Source organism: Burkholderia territorii, assembly GCF_902833055.1.
Taxonomy (GTDB): Bacteria; Pseudomonadota; Gammaproteobacteria; order Burkholderiales; family Burkholderiaceae; genus Burkholderia; species Burkholderia territorii.
In genome coordinates this window covers 1-13,890 of record NZ_CADFEJ010000013.1, presented here as the reverse complement: position 1 = coordinate 13,890, position 13,890 = coordinate 1, and the positions used below count along the sequence as shown (strand labels likewise).

Annotated in this window: 8 protein-coding genes; 5 read left to right on the top strand and 3 right to left on the bottom strand. The window is 69.5% G+C overall.

Annotated features, from left to right (window positions below; translation table 11 throughout):
* The first annotated feature begins 340 nt into the window (after positions 1 to 340).
* The 4 genes from bioA to bioB are packed head-to-tail and all read left to right on the top strand — an operon-like array spanning position 341 to position 4,729.
* Positions 341 to 1,687, top strand: a complete 1,347-nt coding sequence (gene bioA / locus HW466_RS20855; protein ID WP_059791059.1) for an adenosylmethionine--8-amino-7-oxononanoate transaminase — start codon at positions 341 to 343, stop codon at positions 1,685 to 1,687.
* A 23-nt stretch (positions 1,688 to 1,710) separates the two neighbouring features.
* A complete protein-coding gene (gene bioF, locus HW466_RS20850; protein ID WP_174905945.1) occupies positions 1,711 to 2,943 on the top strand; it encodes an 8-amino-7-oxononanoate synthase in 1,233 nt (410 codons plus the stop codon).
* Positions 2,940 to 3,659, top strand: a complete 720-nt coding sequence (gene bioD, locus HW466_RS20845) for a dethiobiotin synthase (protein ID WP_059451574.1) — start codon at positions 2,940 to 2,942, stop codon at positions 3,657 to 3,659. Before bioF ends, bioD begins: the two co-directional genes overlap by 4 nt.
* Positions 3,660 to 3,709: 50 nt before the next feature.
* The gene (gene bioB / locus HW466_RS20840) at positions 3,710 to 4,729 is read left to right on the top strand and encodes a biotin synthase BioB (RefSeq protein ID WP_059952275.1); all 1,020 of its coding nucleotides are present in this window, start codon (positions 3,710 to 3,712) and stop codon (positions 4,727 to 4,729) included.
* 112 nt (positions 4,730 to 4,841) lie between these two features.
* Here the strand turns inward: bioB and HW466_RS20835 are convergent, their stop codons facing one another.
* Together HW466_RS20835 and HW466_RS20830 are read right to left on the bottom strand one after the other, a co-directional pair.
* Entirely contained in the window at positions 4,842 to 5,567 is a 726-nt protein-coding gene (locus HW466_RS20835) for a copper homeostasis protein CutC (RefSeq protein WP_059451577.1), read from the bottom strand.
* A gap of 76 nt (positions 5,568 to 5,643) precedes the next feature.
* The gene (locus tag HW466_RS20830; RefSeq protein WP_059451578.1) at positions 5,644 to 6,930 is read right to left on the bottom strand and encodes a sensor domain-containing phosphodiesterase; all 1,287 of its coding nucleotides are present in this window, start codon (positions 6,928 to 6,930) and stop codon (positions 5,644 to 5,646) included.
* Between the two features lie 291 nt (positions 6,931 to 7,221).
* On the opposite strand from HW466_RS20830, the gene HW466_RS20825 reads away from it, so the two are divergent.
* Positions 7,222 to 8,889, top strand: a complete 1,668-nt coding sequence (locus HW466_RS20825; protein WP_174905944.1) for a Na+/H+ antiporter — start codon at positions 7,222 to 7,224, stop codon at positions 8,887 to 8,889.
* A 168-nt stretch (positions 8,890 to 9,057) separates the two neighbouring features.
* Here the strand turns inward: HW466_RS20825 and HW466_RS20820 are convergent, their stop codons facing one another.
* The gene (locus HW466_RS20820) at positions 9,058 to 12,630 is read right to left on the bottom strand and encodes an indolepyruvate ferredoxin oxidoreductase family protein (RefSeq protein ID WP_174905943.1); all 3,573 of its coding nucleotides are present in this window, start codon (positions 12,628 to 12,630) and stop codon (positions 9,058 to 9,060) included.
* Positions 12,631 to 13,890: the final 1,260 nt, after the last annotated feature.

Here is a 13,890-nt window from a genome sequence, read left to right as displayed (position 1 = left end):
CCCCCGAGTCCGAACGCCATTTGCCGCGCCTGGTGCGCGTCGCTTCGCGTCCTTTTCCCATCCGGACCCGATTTTTCGCCCGATCGCCGCCCGTCGGCCCGCGATTTTTTTCTGTCGGGGGGTGTCACTCGAACGTCGTCATCTGCGGTCATTTCTGGACATCTGGCGCGTACCGTCCCGAGCGTCCCATATCTGCGCCGAACTCCCGCCCAGCAAGGCTTCGCGGCGTTTGTAACCGGTAGTGCAACGTGCGGCGGAACACGCTAATCTCAGCGCGTTTCGAGTCTGTCGCCGCGGCATCGGATGCGATGCCCGCCGCCGTTTTACCCCCGGAGTTGCCTTGAGTACGCCAGCCACCGACGACTGGGTCGCGCGCAGCCTGCGCGCGGTCTGGCATCCCTGCACCCAGATGAAGCACCACGAGCGCATGCCGCTCATTCCCGTCGCGCGCGGCGCGGGCCTGTGGCTGTACGACCGCGACGGGCGCCGCTACTTCGACGCGATCAGCTCGTGGTGGGTGAACCTGTTCGGCCATGCGAACCCGGACATCAACGCGGCACTGAAGGACCAGCTCGACACGCTCGAGCACGCGATGCTCGCCGGCTGCACGCACGAGCCGGCGATCGAGCTCGCCGAGCGGCTGCACGCGCTGACCGCGCGCACGCTCGGCCATGCGTTCTTCGCGTCCGACGGCGCGTCGGCGGTCGAGATCGCGCTGAAGATGAGCTTCCACGCGTGGCGCAACCGCGGCCGCGCGGACAAGCGCGAATTCGTGTGCGTCGCGAACAGCTATCACGGCGAGACCATCGGCGCGCTCGGCGTGACCGACGTCGCGCTGTTCAAGGATGCATACGACCCGCTGATCCGTCATGCGCACGTGGTCGCGTCGCCCGACGCGCGCGGCGCGCTGCCGGGCGAGACGGCCGCCGACGTCGCCGGCCGCGCGCTCGACGACGTGCGGCGTCTGTTCGCCGAACGCGCCGACCGGATCGCCGCGCTGATCGTCGAGCCGCTCGTGCAATGCGCGGCCGGCATGGCGATGCACGATCCGTCGTATGTGCGCGGGCTGCGCGCGCTGTGCGACGAATTCGGCGTGCACCTGATCGCCGACGAGATCGCCGTCGGCTGCGGCCGCACCGGCACCTTCTTCGCCTGCGAGCAGGCCGGCGTGTGGCCCGATTTCCTGTGCCTGTCGAAGGGCATCAGCGGCGGCTACCTGCCGCTGTCGCTCGTGCTCACGCGCGACGACGTGTTCGCGGCCTTCTACGACGACGACACGACGCGCGGCTTCCTGCATTCGCATTCGTACACCGGCAACCCGCTCGCGTGCCGTGCGGCCGTCGCGACGCTCGACCTGTTCGCGCGCGACGACGTGCTCGCCGCCAACGCGCGCAAGTCGGCCGCGATGCGTGCCGCGCTCGCGCCGCTCGGCGCGCACCCGCAGGTGCGTCACCTGCGCGAGCGCGGCACGCTGTTCGCGTTCGACGTCGCGCTCGACGGCGATGCCGCGCGCGGTTTCTCGCGGCGCTTCTTCGAGCATGCGCTCGAGCGCGAGCTGCTGCTGCGCCCGATCGGCACGACCGTGTACCTGATGCCGCCTTACGTGATGACCGACGACGACATCGCGTGGCTCGCGCAACGCACGCGCGACACGCTCGACGCGACGCTCGCGGAGCCGGCGCGATGAAGCAATCCTCACCGGAAACGACCATGCCCCTGCTCGACGCGCTGCAGCGCGGCCTCGCCGAACTCGACGCGCAGGGCCTGCGACGCGTGCGCCGCACCGCCGACACCGCGTGCGACGCGCACATGCGCGTCGACGGTCGCGACATCGTCGGCTTCGCGAGCAACGACTACCTCGGCCTCGCCGCGCATCCCGCGCTCGTCGCCGCGTTCGCCGAAGGCGCGCAGCGCTACGGCTCCGGCAGCGGCGGCTCGCATCTGCTCGGCGGCCATTCGCGCGCGCACGCGACGCTCGAGGACGAGCTCGCCGGCTTCGCGGGCGGCTTCTCCGATGCACCGCGGGCGCTGTACTTCAGCACCGGCTACATGGCGAACCTCGCCGCGATGACCGCGCTTGCGGCCAGGCACGCGACGATCTTCTCGGACGCGCTCAACCATGCGTCGCTGATCGACGGGATCCGGCTGTCGCGCGCGACCGTGCAGGTCTACCCGCATGCGGACATGGCCGCGCTCGCCGCGCTGCTCGACGCGTCGGATGCCGAAACGAAACTGATCGTCAGCGACACCGTGTTCAGCATGGACGGCGACATCGCGCCGCTCGCCGAACTCGTCGCGCTGGCCGAACGCCACGGCGCGTGGCTCGTCGTCGACGACGCGCACGGCTTCGGCGTGCTCGGCCCGCAGGGGCGCGGCGCGCTCGCGGCCGCCGCGCTGCGCTCGCCGAACCTCGTGTACGTCGGCACGCTCGGCAAGGCCGCCGGCGTCGCGGGCGCGTTCGTGATCGCGCACGAAACCGTGATCGAATGGATGATCCAGCGCGCGCGCAGCTACATCTTCACGACGGCCGCGCCGCCGGCCGTCGCGCATGCGGTGTCGGCGAGCCTGAAGGTGATCGCCGGCGACGAAGGCGATACGCGCCGCGCACACCTCGCCGCGCTGATCGAGCGCACGCGCGCGCTGCTGCGCATGACGCGCTGGCAGCCGGTCGACTCGCACACGGCCGTGCAGCCGCTCGTGATCGGCAGCAACGACGCGACGCTCGCGGCGATGCGCTCGCTCGACGCGCACGGCCTGTGGGTGCCCGCGATCCGGCCGCCGACGGTGCCCGCCGGCACGTCGCGGCTGCGCATCTCGCTGTCGGCCGCGCATTCGTTCGACGATCTCGCGCGCCTCGAAGCCGCGCTGATCGAAGCCAGCGAAGGGCCGGGGCGCCCCGACGCCCGCCCGCATTCGCTGCCCGCCGAGGAAGGTGCAGCATGACGGCCGCGCTTTCCCTCTTCGTCACCGGCACCGACACCGAGATCGGCAAGACGTTCGTGTCGGCCGCGATGCTGCACGGCTTCGCGCGGCACGGGCTGCGCGCCGCCGCGCTGAAGCCCGTCGCCGCCGGCGCGTACGAACGCGACGGCGTCTGGCACAACGAGGACGCCGACCAGCTCGATGCGGCCGCGAACGTCGTACTGCCGCCCGCGCTGCGCACGCCGTTCCTGCTGAAGGCGCCCGCCGCGCCGCACATCGTCGCCGCGCAGGAAGGCGTGACGCTCGACATCGACACGATCGTCGCGAGCCACCGCGAAGCGCTGACGCGCGCGGACGTCGTCGTAGTCGAAGGCGTGGGCGGCTTCCGCGTGCCGCTGAACGACACGCAGGACACGGCCGATCTCGCGGTCGCGCTCGGGCTGCCGGTCGTGCTCGTCGTCGGGATGCGGCTCGGCTGCATCAGCCACGCGCTGCTGACCGCCGACGCGATTCGCCAGCGCGGCCTCACGCTCGCCGGCTGGGTCGCGAACCACGTCGACCCGGCCATGTCGTACGCCGACGAAAACGTCGCGACGATTCGCGACTGGCTCGCGCGCGAACATCGCGCGCCGCTACTTGGCCGCATTGCGCACCTGCACCCGGCCGCTCCCGAATCCGCCGCGGCGATGCTCGACATCGCCACGCTCGTCGACACGCTGCGCGCCGCGCGGCATTGACACCTCGATTCCGAATTCAAGAACCTCGAATCCACGACAGGAAAAACACCATGACCCAAGCCCAGACCGCCGCCGTGCAACCCGACGCGATCCCCGTGGCCGCTCCGGCGCCGCAGCGCTGGCGCGTCGCCGACGTCGTCGCGCTGTTCGAGCTGCCGTTCAACGACCTGATGTTCCGCGCGCAGCAGGTGCATCGCGAGCACTTCGACGCGAACGCGGTGCAACTGTCGACGCTGCTGTCGATCAAGACGGGCGGCTGCGAGGAAGATTGCGGCTACTGCTCGCAGTCGTCGCATCACGACACGGGCCTGAAGGCCGAGAAGCTGATGGACGTCGACGCGGTGCTCGACGCCGCGCGCGCGGCGAAGGCGAACGGCGCGAGCCGCTTCTGCATGGGCGCCGCATGGCGCAACCCGAAGGAGCGCCACATGCCGGCGCTGACCGAGATGGTGCGCGGCGTGAAGGAACTGGGCCTCGAGACCTGCATGACGCTCGGCATGCTCGAGGACGAGCAGGCACGGCAGCTCGCCGACGCCGGCCTCGACTACTACAACCACAACCTCGACACGTCGCCGGAGTTCTACGGCCAGGTGATCTCGACGCGCACGTACCAGGATCGGCTCGACACGCTCGACCGCGTGCGCGACGCGGGCATCAACGTGTGCTGCGGCGGCATCATCGGGATGGGCGAATCGCGCCGTGAACGCGCGGGCCTGATTTCGCAGCTCGCGAACCTGAACCCGTATCCGGAGTCGGTGCCGATCAACAACCTCGTCGCGATCGAAGGCACGCCGCTCGAAGGCACCGCGCCGCTCGATCCGTTCGAGTTCGTGCGCACGATCGCGGTTGCGCGCATCACGATGCCGAAGGCCGTCGTGCGTCTGTCGGCCGGCCGCGAGCAGCTCGACGACGCGATGCAGGCGATGTGCTTCCTCGCAGGCGCAAACTCGATGTTCTACGGCGACCAGCTGCTGACCACGAGCAATCCGCAAACGCAGCGCGACCGCGCGCTGTTCGAGCGCCTCGGCATCCGCGCGAGCCAGGCCGACGCGCTGGCGGAGAACGCGTAAGCAGCCGCTTCGCGTCGTTCGCGAGCAGATGAAAAAGCCGGGGCATGCCCCGGCTTTTTTTCGTCCGATCGTCGGCGCTCGGCGCGCCGCGCGCGGCGTTCAGCGCCGCCCTTCACACATGCGCCGCCGCACCGTCGAGTGCCGCGCGCACGCGTTCGACGCGCTGTTCGTCGACGGGCGCCAGCACTTCGCCGCGCGGCCGCACACCCGAGCCGAAATGCACCGCGCGCACGCCGGTCGCGCGCACGAAATCGCCGACCGCGTCGATCGTGAGCCCCGAGCCGGCCAGCACCGTGCAGGTCGAGCCCGCCGCGTGCCGCACCAGCCGCGTGATCGTCGCGACCGCGTCGAGCACCGACGGATGGCCGCCCGACGTCAGCACCGACGTGACGGCCGGCACGCGCAGCAGCGCGTCGAACGCGGCGTTGAGATCCCGCGACACGTCGAACGCGCGATGGAACGTCAGGTCGCGCCCGTCCGCCGCCGCCGCAACGCGCTCGAGTGCACCGAGATCGACGTCGCCGCGCGCGTCGAGCGCGCCGAACACGACGCCGTTCGCACCGGCCGCGACGGCCGCGCGCACGTCGCGTTCGATCACGCGCAGGTCGTCGGCGTCGTAGACGAACGAGCGGCTGTGCGGCCGCACGATTACGTTGACCGGAATCGGCACGGCCGCGACGACGGCCTCGATCAGGCCGACGCTCGGCGTGAGCCCGCCCTCGCTGATCGCGGTCACGAGTTCGAGGCGGTCGGCGCCCGCGCGGGCGGCGGCCTTCGCATCGCCGACGGTGGTGGCGATCACTTCGAGGAGGACGGAAGAAGCGGCGGTTCGGTTCATCGGCGGCTCGCGAATCGTCAGGACAATTCGCGCATCCTAGCCGAGCGGCGTGAACGGCGCCAGCGCGTCGCCGTCGCTATGCGTCGTCCGTTTCCTCGTCGATCCAGTCGATATCGCCGCACAGCACGTGCTGCGCATCGCCGATGCGCACGGCCACCGACAGCGTCACGCACGGCTGCGCCTCGTTGATCGACAGGTACGGGCGCGTCACCTGCACGCGCCCCGGCTCGGCGATCGCCGAGCGGAAATACGGCCGGCGCAGCCAGTTCGCGCCCTGCGCATCCGCGAGCGGCGAGAAGCGCGCCTCGGCAAGCGCGCGGTCCGCGCGCAGCACGACATTGCGGCCGGCCTGGCGGCCGCGCGCGTCGAGCAGGAAGCAGCGCGCCGCGGCATCGAGCGCGAGGAAGTTCCAGCACACCTCGTCGAGCGGCTCGCCGGCCGCCACCCGCTCGGCCGCACGCTCGAACGCGCGCAGGTACGGCGCGAGCCGCTGCGCGTCGCGCCGCTCGCGCGCTTCGGTCTGTTGCCGAAAACGCTCGGTCAGCTCGCCGATGCAACCGGTCGCCGTCGCGCTGTCGGGCAGCCCGGGCGCCGGGCGGCCGAAGTAATAGCCCTGCACGAAATCGGCCTCGCACGACAGCGCGATCTGCGCGTCGTGCTCGGTCTCGATGCCCTCGACGAGCACGAGCTTGCCGGCCTCGTGCAGCAGCGTGACGAGCCCGTGCAGGATCGCGGTGAGGCCCGTGCGGTGCGCTGCGTGGGACAGCATGATCCGGTCGAGTTTCACGATGTCCGGGTTCAGCTGCCAGATCCGCTCGAGGTTCGAATGGCCGGCGCCGAAATCGTCGAGCGCGATCAGGAAACCCTGCGCGCGGAATTCGCGCACGGCTTCGGCGAGCCGCTCGATGTCGTCCGCGCGCTGTTCGAGCACTTCGAGCACGACGCGGCGCGGCGGCATGCCGATCCGCTTCAGGTTCGCGAGCAGCGCGGCGGCCTGGAACGGGTCGGTGAGCACGCCCGGATGCACGTTGAGAAACAGCCACTCGCGCTCCGCGCCGAGCAGCGCGAAGTTCTCGAGATGCAGCGCCTGCGCGAGCCGGTCGAGCTGCAGCAGTTCGCCCTGGCGCGCGGCCTCGCCGAACACGTCGAGCGGCGACACCGCCCGGTCGAGCGCATCATGGGCGCGCAACAGCGCCTCGTAGCCGACCGCGCGCTGGTGCGACAGGCTGAAGATCGGCTGGAACACCGTCGTCAGCATCAGGTCGCGATGCTGCGTCGCGAGGCGTTCGAGGCCGGAGCTCATCTCCCGCTCGAAACGATAGGGCGAAGCGGCGGCCGGACGCTCCTGTTGCACGATCGTCATGGCGCCCTCCTGGCGATGAAGCGGAACGCGGCGAGTGCTTGAAACGGCGCGCGCATTGTCATGGTGGAATCCTCGGTTGTCCGGACGGTGCCGGACGGTACGCAAGCATCAAGCAAGCTCCGTGCAAGCCCTTGAACCACGCGCCACGCCTGCGTGCGGCGCCGCCGCACCAGCGTGGCGCAGGCCGGATGCACCGTTTGCGTGCACCCGCACCGGCCCACTCGAACGCACCCGTCACGGCGTCACGCTACACTCCGTACGGTCGTTTGATTCTGCTCAATTGCCGTATCGATGGAAATCGTCTTCACAGTCCTGATCCTGCTGCTGACCGTCGCGCTGTCGGGCGCGGTCACACGCATCCTGCCATTGCGACTGCCGCTGCCGCTGATGCAGATCGCGTTCGGCGCGATGCTCGCGTGGCCGAAGCTGAACCTGCACGTCACGTTCGATCCCGAAATCTTCATGCTGCTGTTCATTCCGCCGCTGCTGTTCGCGGACGGCTGGCGGATCCCGAAACGCGAGCTGTACCTGCAGCGCCGCGCGATCCTGATGCTCGCGTTCGGGCTCGTGTTCATGACGGTACTCGCGGTCGGCTACTTCGCGCATTGGCTGATACCCGAGTTGCCGCTGCCGATCGCGTTCGCGCTCGCCGCGGTGCTGTCGCCCACCGATGCGGTCGCGCTGTCGGGCATCGCCGGCAAGGGCCGGATTCCGCCGCAGCTGATGCACATCCTCGAAGGCGAGGCGCTGATGAACGATGCGTCGGGCCTGGTCGCGCTGAAGTTCGCGGTCGCGGCCGCGCTCACCGGCATGTTCTCGCTGCGCGCCGCGTCGATCACGTTCGTGATCGTCGCCGCCGGCGGGCTCGCGACGGGCGCGGCGGTCGCGTGGCTGTTCAGCGCGCTGTCCACGCGCTTCCTGAACGCCGAGCAGGAAGGCGATCCGGCCCCCGGCATCGTGATGACGCTGCTCGTGCCGTTCGCCGCCTATCTGTTCGCCGAGCATCTCGAGCTGTCGGGCGTGCTCGCGGCCGTATCGGCCGGGATGATGATGAACTACACGAGCTTCTCGCGCAAAAGCACGGTCGCCTCGCGCGTGCGGGCCGAAAGCACGTGGGCGATGATCGAGTTCGTGTTCAACGGCATGGTGTTCATCATGCTCGGGCTGCAGCTGCCGCACATCATCGGCCGCGCGCTCGTCGACGCGCATCACACCAGCGACGCGCTCGTCGGCCGGATGATCTTCAACGTGTGCGCGATGATGCTCGCGCTGTACGCGATCCGCTTTCTGTGGGTCTGGCTGCTGCGCTGGATCGCGAGCCGCCGCGCCGCGCGCCACGGCCTCGCGGGCACGATGGCCGGCGTGCGCACGATCGCGGTGATGACGGTCGGCGGCGTGCGCGGCGCGGTCACGCTCGCGGGCGTGCTGTCGATCCCCGTCGCGCTGGCCGACGGTGCGCCGCTGCCCGGGCGCGACACCGCGATCTTCATCGCATCGGCGGTGATCCTCGGTTCGCTGATCGTCGCGGTAATCGGCCTGCCGTTGCTGCTGCGCGGCGTGCGCTCCACGCGCAACCCGCTCGCCGACGAGGAGCGCACCGCGCGCGCGGCCGCCGCGCAAGCCGCGATCCGCGCGATCGACTCGTCGCACGACGCGATCTCGGCCGATCTCGACGAATCGGGCGCCGCACGTTGCGCGGACATCTCCGCACGCGTGATGGACCAATATCGCCGCCGCCTGGCCGCGCTCGCCGAAGACGGCCCGACGCCGCGCGCCGAAGCCCGGCAGACCGAAGCGATGGAACTGCAGATGCGTATCGCGGCCGTGCGCGCGGAACGTTCGGTGTTGTACCGGCTGCGCAGCGAAAGCAAGATTTCCGACGAGACGCTGACGAAGCTGATCCGCGAAATCGATCTGTCTGAAACGGCGCTGTCGACGCGCAAGAAAGGGATCGTCTAACCCGATGGCGAAGTGTCCCTCGCTGCGCGGCCGCTCTCGACAAAGGGAGGCCGCGCCGGCTCGGGTCATGTCGGCGCGATGCCGGAGTTCGTTGCCGGCTGCTTGACGGCCCCAAACAAAAACGGCGACGCGTGAGCGTCGCCGTGTGCACATCCGCGCGCGTTCGCGTTACTTCGCGACCACGACCGGGATTCCCTTCAGCATCCCCGCGCCCTTCATTTCGTCGAGCGCGTGCTGCACGGCCGCGCTGGTCGCGGCGTCGATGCCGAGCTGCAGCGCGAGCTCGCGCTCCGCGCGCTTCACGCCCGCGAGGTTGCGCACCTTCACGTGACCGAAGCCGCGCACGCGCGCATGAAGTTCGGCCAGCTGCGCGACCTGCGCCGCATTGGCGGCGGTCGTCACGGCGAGCGCGCGCGTGAGCGTCGTCTCGTAGTCGTGCGCGAGCGCGCGCTCCATCCGGCGCTCGACGGTGCGGCCGAACGGATCGAGCCACGTGCCGCGCAGGCCGCGCACGCGCGCGAGCGTGCCGAGCACCGGCCACATCCACTGGCCGAACACGCGCTTCTTCGGCACGCTGCCGTCGCGCCCGGCCTTCGCGACCGTCGGCGGCGCCAGGTTGAACTTCACGCGATAGTCTTGCCCCGGCACGCCTTCGAACTGCGCTTCGAGCGCCGAGCGGAACGCACCGTCCGCATACAGTCGCGCGACTTCGTATTCGTCCTTCACCGCGAGCAACCGGTAGAACGTCGTCGCGACGGCGCGCGTCAGCGCATCGTCGCCCTTCGCGCGCGCCGCGCTCACCAGCGCGCGGTAGCGTTCGACGTAACGCGCGCCGCCGTATGCGTCGAGGCGCGCTTCGCGATCGGCGATCAGCGCGTCGAGCGTCTCCGGCGCCGCGTGGGCAGCCACCGCATGACGCGCGTTCCACAACGCATCGAGGCCCGCCGCGTCGCCGGCCGCCATCCGGCCGATCGCGAACGCGAGCTTGTTCATCGGCACCGCGACGTTGTTCAGCTCGATCGCGCGCATCATCGCGGCGAGCGACACCGGCACGAGGCCGAGCTGCCATGCATAGCCGAGCATCAGGATGTTCGCGCCGATCGAATCGCCGAGGAATTTCGCGGCGAGCGCCTGCGCGTCGCAGCTCGACAGGTAGCCTTCACCGGCCGCATGGCGCATTTTCTCGAGCAGCGCATCCGCATGCAGGTTCGCGTCGGGGTTCTGCACGAACGACGCGTTCGGAATCCGGTGCGTGTTGACGACGATCCGCGTGCGCTCGTGGCGCACCGTCTGCAGCGCCTCGGCGCTCGCGCCGACGACCATGTCGCACGCGAGCAGCACGTCGGCCTGCTGCGTGTCGATGCGCACCTGGTTCAGCCACCGGTCGCTCGACGCGATCCGCACGAACGACAGCACCGAGCCGCCCTTCTGCGCGAAGCCCATGAAGTCGAGCACCGACGCGCTCTTGCCCTCGAGGTGCGCGGCCATGCTGATCAGCGCGCCGACGGTCACGACGCCCGTGCCGCCTACGCCCGTCACGAGCATGTCGTACGGCGCCGCATCGAGATGCGTCGCGGGCACCGGCAGCGCGTCGACGCGCACGGCGAGCGCCGCCTCGTCGAACGCCGCGCCGGCGGCCTTCTTCAGCGCCGCGCCTTCGACCGTCACGAAGCTCGGGCAAAAGCCGTTCACGCACGAATAATCCTTGTTGCACGACGACTGGTCGATGCGGCGCTTGCGGCCGAGCTGCGTCTCGAGCGGCTCGACCGACAGGCAGTTCGACTGCACGCCGCAGTCGCCGCAGCCTTCGCACACCGCATCGTTGATGAACAGGCGCTTGTCCGGGTCGGGAAACTCGCCCTTCTTGCGGCGGCGGCGCTTCTCGGCCGCGCAGGTCTGGTCGTAGATCAGCACGGTGACGCCCGGCGTCTCGCGCAGCTCGCGCTGCACCGCGTCGAGTTCGCTGCGGTGATGGAACGTCGTGCCCTTCGGGAACAGGCCGTGATGGCCGTCGTACTTCTGCGGTTCGTCGGACACCACGACGAAGCGCGACACGCCCTCCGCCTCCACCTGCCGTGCGATCTGCGGCACCGAGATGCTGCCGTCGACGGGCTGGCCGCCCGTCATCGCGACCGCATCGTTGTAGAGAATCTTGTACGTGATGTTCGCCTTCGCGGCGACCGCCTGGCGGATCGCGAGGATGCCCGAGTGGAAGTAGGTGCCGTCGCCGAGGTTCTGGAACACGTGCTTCGTGTTGGTGAACATCGCGTGCGCGGCCCAGTCGACGCCCTCGCCGCCCATCTGGATCAGGCCCGTCGTGTCGCGCTCCATCCACGACGCCATGAAGTGGCAGCCGATGCCCGCCTGCGCGATCGAGCCCTCCGGCACCTTCGTCGACGTGTTGTGCGGGCAGCCCGAGCAGAAGTACGGCGTGCGCTTCACTGCGTCCGCTTCGTTCGACAGGATCTGCGGCGCGACGAGATCGACGACGCGCTCGCGGCGATCGAGCGCCGGCTTGTGCCGCGCGAGCCACGTGGCGAACACCGGCAGAATGCGCGACGGGCGCAGCTCGCCGAGCTCGGACAGCAGGCACGCGCCTTCGGCGTCGTGCTTGCCGAGCACGCGCGGGCGCGCACCGTCCGCGCGGTTGTACAGGTAGTCCTTGATCTGCTGCTCGATCACCGGGCCCTTTTCTTCGATGACGAGCACTTCCGACAGCCCGTCGACGAAGGTTTCGATCCGCGTCATCTCGAGCGGATACGACAGGCCGACCTTGTAGATCCGCACGCCGGCTGCTTCCAGGTCGGCGACGGTGAGATCGAGCCGGCGCAGCGCTTCCATCAGGTCGAGGTGCGCCTTGCCGCACGTGACGATGCCGACGTTCGCGTGCGCGCTCGGCGCGATCCACTTGTCGATGCTGTTGGTGCGCGCGAAATGGCGCACGGCGTCCAGCTTGGCCGCGAGGCGCGCCTCGATCGTGAGACTCGGCAGGTCGGGCCAGCGGTTGTGCAGGCCGCCCGCGGGCGGCGTGAAGCCTGCCGGCGCCGGCCATTGCGTCTGCAGCGCGTCGAGATCGACGGTCGAGCCCGATTCGACGGTTTCCGAGATCGCCTTGAAGCCGACCCACGCACCCGAGAAGCGCGACAGCGCCCAGCCATACAGGCCGAATTCGAGCATGTCGGCGATGTTCGACGGGTTCACGACCGGCATGTGCCACGCGATCATCGCGAAGTCGCTCTGGTGCGGCATCGACGACGACACGCAGCCATGGTCGTCGCCCGCCACCACCAGCACGCCGCCGTGCGGCGACGAGCCATATGCGTTGCCGTGCTTCAGCGCGTCGCCGGCACGGTCGACGCCCGGGCCCTTGCCGTACCACATCGCATACACGCCATCGACGGTGCGCTCCGGGTCGGCCTCGACGCGCTGCGTGCCGAGCACGGCCGTGCCGCCGAGTTCCTCGTTGATCGCGGGCAGGAAGCGCACGCCGCTGCCGTCGAGCAGTTTCTTCGCCTTCCACAACTGCTGGTCGACCATCCCGAGCGGCGAGCCGCGGTAGCCGCTGACGAAGCCGGCCGTGTTCAGCCCCTGCGCGATGTCGGACGCGCGCTGCATCAGCAGCAGGCGCACCAGCGCCTGCGTGCCGGTCAGGAAGATCCGGCCGCGCGTGGCGGTGAGGTTGTCGGTCAGGCGGTAGTCGGATAGAGCGGGCGTGCCGTCGACGGGCAGTCGGGCGGTCATGGGGATGTCTCCTGATTGTGCTGTTCTGTTCCGGGCCGCGCGGCGGGCGTCGGGCGACGCCCGGCCGACGGCGGCGGGATGGCTCTATTTTTTCGCGGAAAGGCGAGAAAGTTTTTTCTCATCTTGCTCGGGGCGGCCCCGAGTGAGAAAAACTGCGCAGGTTTTGGCCGGAAATTGAGAGAGTTTTCGCGCTGGGCGGCGGGCGGCGGCTGGATGCGTATCGGACCGGGTGAGGCGGTTGCCTCGAACACGCGGGGATATGCGGGAAGCGAACCGCAGCACGCAGTGGTCGGCGCTCGCGGGCCGCGCGGCAAGGGTTCGCGTGGCGAAGCGGGGGGCGTCCTCACCCATCGAACGCACAGCGTTCGGATTGGTCGTGGAGGCGGGATGTCCACAATCCCGCGCTGCGCGCGAAGCGGGCGGGCGCGCTCACCGGTCGATTGCACAGCGTTTCGAGTCGCGTCGGTGGACGGATGTCCACACATCGATCATCGGTCCGCGGTTGAGCAGATGGCGACACTCACCATCGACATTCACAGCAAGCCGAGTCGATGACGGTGGAAGATATCCACATCGCCGGACTCCTGTCCGCCCGCTGCGACGTTCGCTCTCACCTGTCACATCCACAGATTTGCGAGTCGATTCCGCCGCGCGATATCCGCACGGCTGTCCGCCGGTGCGTCGCGCCGGATCAGCGGCCAGGTCGTCGCGGCAAGGCAGGCGTGCGTTCGGCGGGCGCGGTCCGGGTGCCAGCCTCGGCGCGGATTGGCGCCCGCAGCGCGAGCACTGGCGGGGCTTCGGCGCTCATCGGTACGCGTCGTGGCGCTGCCGAACGACGCGCGGGAACGCGTGTGGATATCGCCGCCGGCACACACTCAAAAGCCTGTGAATTTCGATGGTGAGCACCGTCGCGTGCGCGAACGAGGACATCGATTCTGGTGTGGACAGCCCAATCCGCGACGACTCGGAACGCTGTGAATTCCAACGGTGAGCACCGGCATCGCGATCGAATGGGAGCGTCGATTTCGGTGTGAACAACCCCATTCGCGACGACTCGGAACGCTGTGAATTCCAACGGTGAGCACCGGCATCGCGATCGAATGGGAGCGTCGATTTCGGTGTGAACAACCCCATTCGCGACGACTCGGAACGCTGTGAATTCCAACGGTGAGCACCGGCATCGCGATCGAATGGGAGCGTCGATTTCGGTGTGAACAACCCCATTCGCGACGACTCGGAACGCTGTGAATTCCAACGGTG

Excerpts from the sequence above, each read along its gene's own strand:
- bioF (WP_174905945.1), top strand. The coding sequence starts at position 1,711 with ATGCCCCTGCTCGACGCGCTGCAGCGCGGCCTCGCCGAACTCGACGCG.
- bioD (WP_059451574.1), top strand. The coding sequence starts at position 2,940 with ATGACGGCCGCGCTTTCCCTCTTCGTCACCGGCACCGACACCGAGATC.
- bioB (WP_059952275.1), top strand. The coding sequence starts at position 3,710 with ATGACCCAAGCCCAGACCGCCGCCGTGCAACCCGACGCGATCCCCGTG.
- HW466_RS20835 (WP_059451577.1), bottom strand. The coding sequence starts at position 5,567 with ATGAACCGAACCGCCGCTTCTTCCGTCCTCCTCGAAGTGATCGCCACC.
- HW466_RS20830 (WP_059451578.1), bottom strand. The coding sequence starts at position 6,930 with ATGACGATCGTGCAACAGGAGCGTCCGGCCGCCGCTTCGCCCTATCGT.
- HW466_RS20825 (WP_174905944.1), top strand. The coding sequence starts at position 7,222 with ATGGAAATCGTCTTCACAGTCCTGATCCTGCTGCTGACCGTCGCGCTG.
- HW466_RS20820 (WP_174905943.1), bottom strand. The coding sequence starts at position 12,630 with ATGACCGCCCGACTGCCCGTCGACGGCACGCCCGCTCTATCCGACTAC.